The organism is Microcoleus sp. LEGE 07076, assembly GCF_015207455.1.
GTDB lineage: Bacteria > Cyanobacteriota > Cyanobacteriia > Cyanobacteriales > Microcoleaceae > Microcoleus.
Window position 1 is genome coordinate 1 of the sequence record NZ_JADEWV010000234.1, and the last position, 8,486, is coordinate 8,486.

An 8,486-nucleotide genomic window follows, 5' to 3' on the forward strand; every position below is an offset into this window, starting at 1 on the left:
CATCAAAGCCCCCGCCGCCGTCACTGTCACCGCCGCTACCCCAGCCCTAGCAATCAAATTTCTCACCCGCCGGCGACTTTGTCCGGTTCTGACACCCTGAAAATTTGCCCCTCTCAAAATCGCCCCGGTGAAATTGCAGCCTCGAATATCGCAACCGCTAAAATTCGCCCCAGACAAGTCAAGCCCTTTAAAAGAACGGTTCCGCAAATTTTGGTTAGCAAAATTGAGATTTCGAGGTAAAGTCATTCGATTTTTGATTTTTGATTTTTGATTTTTGATTCACAACCCAAAGACCTAGGATTGTAGATTTTAGATTATAGATTTTAGATTAACCAAGCACAGGGCATTTAGAATAAAGCCTGTGGTTTATAACGAGTTCCCATGTCTCCCATCTCCGAATCCCCATTTTCCCCCGAACAAATTGCCGGTGAAAGACTCACACCTGAAGAATACGAAGAAATCGTTCAGCGTCTCGACCGCCACCCCAACAAAGCTGAATTGGGAATGTTCGGCGTGATGTGGAGCGAACACTGCTGCTACAAGAACTCGCGGCCGCTATTAAAACAGTTTCCCACACAGGGCGATCGCATCCTCGTCGGGCCGGGAGAAAATGCCGGCGTTGTAGACTTGGGACAAGGCTTGCAACTCGCCTTCAAAATTGAATCCCACAACCACCCCTCAGCAGTCGAACCCTTCCAAGGTGCAGCAACCGGCGTTGGCGGGATTCTCCGCGACATCTTCACAATGGGTGCGCGCCCGATCGCACTTTTAAACTCCCTGCGTTTCGGCAACTTAGATGATAGCAAAACTCAGAGATTATTCAAAGGCGTAGTATCAGGAATTTCCCATTATGGCAATTGCATCGGAGTACCCACAGTTGGCGGCGAAGTTTACTTCGATCCCGCCTATTCCGGCAACCCATTAGTTAACGTCATGGCCTTGGGTTTAATGGAAACTCAAGAAATAGTCAAATCCGGCGCTTCAGGAATCGGAAATCCCGTGCTTTACGTCGGTTCCACCACCGGGCGAGATGGCATGGGAGGAGCGAGTTTTGCCAGTGCAGAATTGACCGACAAATCAATGGACGATCGCCCAGCAGTCCAAGTAGGAGATCCATTCTTAGAAAAATCCTTAATTGAAGCTTGTTTAGAAGCATTCAAAACCGGCGCAGTCGTCGCCGCCCAAGACATGGGTGCAGCCGGAATCACCTGTTCCACATCAGAAATGGCCGCCAAAGGTGGTGTCGGAATTGAATTCGATCTAGACAAAGTTCCCGTCCGAGAAAGCGGCATGGTTCCCTACGAATACCTGCTTTCAGAATCGCAAGAACGGATGCTGTTCGTAGCACAAAAAGGACGGGAACAGGAATTAATCGATATTTTTCACAGATGGGGATTACACGCCGTAGTCGCGGGTACAGTGATCGAAAAGCCGATCGTCCGAATTCTGTTTAAAGGCGAAATTGCTGCCGAAATTACCGCAACTGCTTTAGCAGATAATACCCCAATTTATCACAGAGAACTGTTGACAGAACCGCCCGAATATGCTAAAAAAGCATGGGAATGGACGGCGGATTCGCTGCCAGAATCCACAGTTACAGGCATCAAAATTAACGGCAATTTCCAAACTTGGAATCAAATTTTATTGCAACTTTTAGATACTCCCACCATCGCTTCTAAACGCTGGGTGTATCGCCAATATGACCATCAAGTGCAAAACAATACAGTTGTTTTACCCGGAGGTGCTGATGCTGCGGTGGTTCGATTGCGTCCGCTAGAACCCTGCCAATCTTCCCTTGCTAACGGGCTAGAAGTACACCCCTTTGCTAAGGGGGATCTACAGAGAAAAAATGCTGTTTCTATAGCTTCCGAAAGCAAACAGGAAGAAGAGGTAATTCCTCTATTTACCAAGGCACAAGGTAGGCAAACTCCCAAAAAATATCCCCCTCTTAGCAAGAAGGAAGCGCCGATGGGGATGATTCCTGGAGTTGCTGCAACTGTTGATTGCAATTCTCGCTACGTTTATCTCGATCCTTATGAAGGTGCAAAAGCAGTCGTAGCGGAAGCAGCGAGAAATTTAAGTTGTGTGGGTGCTGAACCCATTGCAGTTACTGATAATTTGAATTTTGGCAGTCCTGAAAAGCCTGTAGGATATTGGCAGTTAGCATCAGCTTGTCACGGCATTGCTGAGGCTTGTCGAGAGTTGGGAACGCCTGTAACTGGCGGCAATGTTTCTCTTTACAATGAAACTGTTGATGCTGGGGGAAATCCTGTACCAATTTATCCGACTCCGGTAATCGGAATGGTGGGGTTAATTCCCGATTTGAAGAAGATTTCTGGTCAAGCTTGGCTCAAAAAAGGTGATTTAATTTATCTGTTGGGAATTGGTGAATCATCTCAAAACTCCGAATTGTTATCTGAAAACTCAAAAATGAAAACTTCTCCTACTTTGGGAGGTTCGGAATATTTAGCGGCAATTCACGGGATTGTCGCTGGGAAACCGCCAAGGATAGATTTTGAGTTAGAAAGAAAAGTACAGTCGGTTTGTCGGGATGGAATTCGCAGCGGTTGGGTAGGTTCAGCCCACGATTGTGCGGAAGGTGGAATGGCGATCGCCCTCGCGGAATGCTGTATCTCTGCTAAAATGGGTGCAGAAATTCATCTCAGTTGTAATTCGGCAAATGTCGGCCGTTGGGATGAAATGTTGTTTGGTGAAATGGGCAATTGTATTATTGTTTCTGTCGCACCGAAAAATCAAGGAATTTGGGAAGCTTACCTGCAAGAAAATTTGCCAAAAATGTGGCAGAAAATCGGTGTGGTTGGGGGTGCTGATTCGCCTATGCGGGTGGTGAGTGCGGATAATCTAGGGTTGATTGAGGTGGGGATGGGTGATATGCGCGATCGGTTCTATAATGCGATCGAGCGTCGAATTGGATCTGTCTAATTAGCCGTAGGGTGCGTCGCCCGAAACAATCTGTAAATCAAATCAAAAATCTCACACCGACGCACCACACAATAGTCAGGTGCGTCACCATCTCAAATCTACAAATTTCATCGAATATCTCGCAGCGACGCACCCTACAAAAACTAATTAGCCGTAGGGTGCGTCGCATCGACAATCTGCAAATCAAATCAACAATCTCGCAGCGACGCACCACACAATAGTCAGGTGCGTCGCCATCTCAAATCTGCAAATCAAATCAACAATCTCGCAGCGACGCACCCTACAAAAACTAATTAGCCGTAGGGTGCGTCGCATCGACAATCTGTAAATCAAATCAACAATCTCGCAGCGACGCACCACACAATAGTCAGGTGCGTCGCCATCTCAAATCTGCAAATCAAATCAACAATCTCGCAGCGACGCACCCTACAAAAACTAATTAGCCGTAGGGTGCGTCGCATCGACAATCTGTAAATCAAATCAACAATCTCGCAGCGACGCACCACACAATAGTCAGGTGCGTCGCCATCTCAAATCTGCAAATCAAATCAACAATCTCGCAGCGACGCACCCTACAAAAACTAATTAGCCGTAGGGTGCGTCGCATCGACAATCTGTAAATCCAATCAACAATCTCGCAGCGACGCACCACACAATAGTCAGGTGCGTCGCCATCTCAAATCTGTAAATCAAATCAACAATCTCGCAGCGACGCACCCTACAATAACGGAAATCGATCAAACCTGGTTTATTTTCGTTAAAATATGCCAAAGTCGCACATCAGGAAGGACAAAAAATATGACCCTCAATCTTCCTCTTCCCGATTCAATTCAAAATTTTATTAACGAACAAGTGGCAATCAAAGGCTATAATAATGCAGCGGAATACATCTTGCACCTAATTCGCCAAGAACAAGCAAGAGCCGCGCGAGTTGAGTCGTTATTGTTGGCTGGTTTGGATAGTGGCAATTCTATAGAGATTACGGATAATTGGTGGGAGCAAAAACGCGCCCAATTGGTGAATGATTTTCAATCTTTAGACCCGGCGGTTGAAACCGCGTCTACACAAACAAAACCAGCTTTGCAGGTTGAATTTCTATTTTTATGACTACATTTATAATTCTCTCAGAATAGTCCGAACTGGCAGAAATAGAGAACGCTGAGTTTTTCTAAAAGGCACAAAACCCTGTTTCAACCAAAATGCTTTTGCCTCTTCGTTTCTAGTATCAACTCTAATCGCCTGAAATCCAATAATTTCTTGTTCAAATAGCAAGCAAATTCGACGATAGGCATCTGCTAAAAGTTGGCGACTTACTCCTTGCCCTTGCCCTTGCCACGCCCTATTGATTGCAAACTGTCCTATCAAGATAGCAGGAATCGGGAAAGGAAGGGGTTGCTTGTATTCATCTGGCAATTCTTTTACAGGAATTGTTGAGGCACTAAGAGTATAGAATCCAGAAACTTTTGCCTCTCCAGGTTCCACAATCATCAAAAAAGTTCTAGAAAAACCAGCTTCATCAGCCGTTTCCACTAGATTTTTCAGATAATTATTAATTTCCTCGTCTCCACAGTCAAACTCCTCTCTTTGTAGAGTAGGAAAATTTTTCAGGCTGCAAAATCTCCATCCCACGGTTCACTCCTGTTATAGTTATCCTTAAATTCAGCAACAGTTAACTTGAGTTCTTCTGATGCTGCTGGTGGGTTATCCCATAAATTTTTTGAACTTGCGCTTTGTTTCTGGGCTGTTGCCTTTGAAAGTTGAGATTGTCCTCGAACACCGAAACCTTCTGGCAACAACTGGTACTCGCGCTGTAGAATTAAAAAGATTAGCACGAGTTGCAAAAGAATTACGACTGTTAACAGCAGAGTTTCCATATTTTATGCTAGTAATTATAGTTGTAATGTCGATCGCCGATCGCACATTTTCACTGATTGATAGCTCAGCCTGTTTGTGACCTGAATATTTTGTTGAAATGGAATTGACATAACTCGATCGCGCCCAAAAATGAGTTTATATGGCCGCACAGATTCCCATGATGATATAGTAGGTGAATTCCCTAAAAAAGTCAAGGCTCGATCGCCCTTAAATTCTAATATTTGAAAAAGCGCATCAAGCAAGTTTATAAGTTGTTTTGCACTGCACGATTGCCGTTCTCTTCAGTCTCGCGCTGTGCGGACGAAAGTTTGACAATCGCCGATCGCTCGCTCGCCCGATCATCGCCGTCCCTAAATAAATGTTACGATCGCAAATCTGGGCGATCAGATACTACAATGCCATTAAACGCCGCATCGCTGCTGTCGGAAATGCTATACGAGTTGGAAATAATGACAGCTCCGTGGCAAGATTAAGGCAATGTTAAGTTATGCAGGGCTTTCGCCAACAAGAATTCCCGCTGAAACTGTCCCCCTAACTCACCTTCCCCATTAGGAACCCACCCATCTATGATTCCCAACCATTCCTTCGAGGCTGACGAGCATTCTAGCAAACCCGACAAGCCAGAGGAAGCTTGCGGCGTTTTCGGTATCTACGCACCGGGTGAAGATGTCGCCAAGTTGACCTACTTTGGTTTGTATGCCTTGCAGCACCGGGGTCAGGAATCAGCAGGAATTGCCACCTTTGAGGGTGAAACAGTCCACCTGCACAAAGATATGGGACTAGTTTCGCAAGTTTTTAACGAATCGAATTTAGATCATTTGCCCGGTAACTTAGCCATAGGTCACACTCGCTACTCTACTACCGGATCGTCGCGGGCGATCAACGCTCAACCTGTGGTTGTCGAAACTCGTTTGGGAAGTCTGGCTTTAGCACATAACGGGAATCTTGTCAATACTAAAGAATTGCGGCAAGAATTGCTGTCTCGCAACTGCGAGTTTGTCAGCTCGACGGATTCAGAGGCGATCGCCGTGGCGATCGGTTCGGAAGTAGACAAGGGCAAAGACTGGCTGGAAGCAGCAATCAGTGCTTTTAATATGTGCCGGGGAGCTTTTAGTTTGACGGTCGCCACCCCGATCGGCGTGATGGGAGCCCGCGATCCCCACGGCGTCCGCCCGCTGGTAATTGGCACTCTCCCCACAACTCCGGTACGGTACGTTTTAGCGTCGGAAACTTGCGGCTTGGATATTATCGGTGCTGAATTTTTGCGGGATGTAGAACCGGGGGAATTAGTTTGGATTACAGAGGAAGGTATGGCTTCCTTCCACTGGAGCAAGCAGCAGAAGCGCAAACTTTGCATCTTTGAAATGATCTATTTTGCTCGACCAGACAGCCAGATGGAAGGTGAAAGTTTGTACAGCTACCGACTGCGGCTCGGGCGGACGTTGGCTGCCGAATCTCCCGCTGATGCTGATATAGTCATCGGCGTTCCCGATTCTGGCATCCCGGCGGCGATCGGCTTTTCTCAAGCTACGGGCATTCCTTACGCCGAAGGATTAATTAAAAATCGCTACGTCGGGCGCACTTTTATTCAACCGACTCAGACAATGCGGGAGTCGGGAATCCGCATGAAACTCAACCCTCTCAGAGATGTGTTGGACGGAAAGCGGGTAATTATTATCGACGATTCGATCGTGCGCGGCACTACCAGCCGCAAAATAGTTAAAGCCTTGCGGGATGCGGGCGCGACCTCCGTTCACATGAGAATTTCCTCGCCGCCGGTGACTCATCCTTGTTTCTACGGTATCGACACCGACAATCAAGATCAGTTGATTGCTGCTACCAAGTCAGTCGCCGAAATCGCCACCCAAATAGAGGTGGATTCCTTGGCTTTCTTGAGTTGGGATGGAATGCTGAAGGCGACTAACGAAGACCCGATGAGTTTTTGTTCTGCTTGTTTCACTGGCGATTATCCGATCGACGTTCCAGAAGTGGTAAAACGGTCTAAGCTCATATTAGAAAAAGCTGCAACCTAGAAGCAGTCAGTTGACGGTTGACGGTTGTCAGTCAACAGCTAACAATGCCGCTTCGCTGGGCCCAATTCCCAATTCCCAATTTCCTCCTCTTCCTTTGACTATAACTTGTTGCCAGAGTGTGTGTAGAAATGTTAAATTAACTTAGCTCTGCCATTGGCGGACTGGAGGTAGTGCCTCCAGAAGTGCACTTTCAGATAGAAGTCGCATTTCGCACCAACAACGGACACATGAGATTTTTTTAGGATAACAGGGTCGATCGCACTAATTTTTCCCGCACAAGTATTCTACAAGCCAACTTGGTTGAGAATCGCGGTGGGATGTTCGTGCGAACTAAAGAACTTTAGAAACCCTTGCAGAGTAAAAAATAGGGCTCCAGGCGAGCCAAAAGTGAATGTTAAAAGGCGGAATGCGGTTTCTCAAGTCAGCTTAAATCGGAAACTTCGTGCAATCAAATACTGTTGTCAATCCGCCGAGCAATAAAAGCTCATCCTCTCGTACAAAAGAGTTACCTTTTACTCTTGCTGATGTCAAAGCAGCCATTCCAGCCCATTGTTTTGAACCCTCGGCTTGGAGATCTCTAGCTTATTTCTTTTTGGATCTTGGCATCATCGCAGGCTTGTACGCGATCGCCTACAGCCTCGATTCCTGGTTATTTTATCCAATCTTCTGGTTGATGCAGGGAACCATGTTTTGGGCATTGTTTGTAGTCGGCCACGACTGCGGGCACGGTTCATTTTCTAAGAGCAAATGGCTCAACAACCTGATCGGACACCTCTCCCACGCACCCATTCTCGTACCATTCCACGGTTGGCGGATCAGCCACAGAACCCACCACGCCAATACAGGCAGCTTGGATAACGATGAAAGCTGGTATCCAGTGTCGGAGAGCAAATACAATCAAATGCCCTGGTACGAGAAGCTGGGACGCTTTTATTTGATGTTATTTGCTTATCCAATTTATCTGTTTCGGCGATCGCCCGATCGAGCCGGTTCTCACTTCATGCCCGGTAGCCCGATTTTCCGTCCCTCCGAAAAATGGGATGTATTGACGAGTTCCGCATCCTTAGTATTGATGGTAGGCTTTTTAGGCGCATTAACCTACCAATTTGGTTGGCTGTTTTTACTGAAGTTCTACCTGGTTCCCTACGTAATCTTCGTAATGTGGCTGGATTTGGTAACATTCCTGCACCACACAGAAGCCGATATTCCTTGGTATCGCGGAGATGACTGGTATTTCTTGAAAGGTGCGCTATCGACGATCGATCGCGACTACGGAATCATCAATTCCATCCATCACGACATCGGCACCCACGTAGCCCACCACATTTTCTCGACAATGCCGCACTATCACTTGAAGGAAGCCACAGAAGCCATCAAGCCACTGTTGGGCGATTATTATCGCAAGTCAACCGATCCAATTTGGAAGAGCTTTATTCGCTCTTACTGGGATTGTCATTTTGTCTCGGATACAGGTTCTGGAGTTTACTACGAATCGCCTAACTCTCGGAAATCTACTGAAGTTAAGTAACTTCTAATCAACAATAGAATACCTAAAAACCCGGCTTCTTAAATAAACCGGGTTTTTTATTCATAACATTTGAGCTACATATTTGGGGCGGGCTAGAAGCCCACCCC

The 8,486-nt window shown here is 46.6% G+C and carries 7 protein-coding genes; 5 read left to right on the top strand and 2 right to left on the bottom strand.

What is annotated here, in order from left to right; genetic code table 11:
* On the bottom strand, positions 1-246 hold a 246-nt coding region (locus IQ270_RS25635), incomplete at its 3' end, for a pentapeptide repeat-containing protein (RefSeq protein WP_193975989.1).
* 135 nt (positions 247-381) lie between these two features.
* On the opposite strand from IQ270_RS25635, the gene purL reads away from it, so the two are divergent.
* Together purL and IQ270_RS25645 are read left to right on the top strand one after the other, a co-directional pair.
* Positions 382-2,943: a phosphoribosylformylglycinamidine synthase subunit PurL gene (gene purL / locus IQ270_RS25640; RefSeq protein WP_193975990.1), complete on the top strand. Its 2,562-nt coding sequence runs from the start codon at positions 382-384 to the stop codon at positions 2,941-2,943.
* A 798-nt stretch (positions 2,944-3,741) separates the two neighbouring features.
* Positions 3,742-4,050: a type II toxin-antitoxin system ParD family antitoxin gene (locus IQ270_RS25645; protein ID WP_228056697.1), complete on the top strand. Its 309-nt coding sequence runs from the start codon at positions 3,742-3,744 to the stop codon at positions 4,048-4,050.
* Between the two features lie 6 nt (positions 4,051-4,056).
* Here the strand turns inward: IQ270_RS25645 and IQ270_RS25650 are convergent, their stop codons facing one another.
* Positions 4,057-4,572: a GNAT family N-acetyltransferase gene (locus tag IQ270_RS25650; RefSeq protein ID WP_193975991.1), complete on the bottom strand. Its 516-nt coding sequence runs from the start codon at positions 4,570-4,572 to the stop codon at positions 4,057-4,059.
* 88 nt (positions 4,573-4,660) lie between these two features.
* On the opposite strand from IQ270_RS25650, the gene IQ270_RS25655 reads away from it, so the two are divergent.
* The 3 genes from IQ270_RS25655 to IQ270_RS25665 all read left to right on the top strand — a co-directional run bounded on the left by IQ270_RS25655 (position 4,661) and on the right by IQ270_RS25665 (position 8,379).
* Positions 4,661-4,897 (top strand): hypothetical protein, encoded by a 237-nt coding sequence (locus IQ270_RS25655; protein ID WP_193975992.1) that lies wholly within the window; start codon positions 4,661-4,663, stop codon positions 4,895-4,897.
* Positions 4,898-5,384: 487 nt separating this feature from the next.
* Positions 5,385-6,851: an amidophosphoribosyltransferase gene (gene purF, locus IQ270_RS25660; RefSeq protein WP_193975993.1), complete on the top strand. Its 1,467-nt coding sequence runs from the start codon at positions 5,385-5,387 to the stop codon at positions 6,849-6,851.
* A 442-nt stretch (positions 6,852-7,293) separates the two neighbouring features.
* Positions 7,294-8,379 (top strand): DUF3474 domain-containing protein, encoded by a 1,086-nt coding sequence (locus tag IQ270_RS25665; protein ID WP_193975994.1) that lies wholly within the window; start codon positions 7,294-7,296, stop codon positions 8,377-8,379.
* Positions 8,380-8,486: the final 107 nt, after the last annotated feature.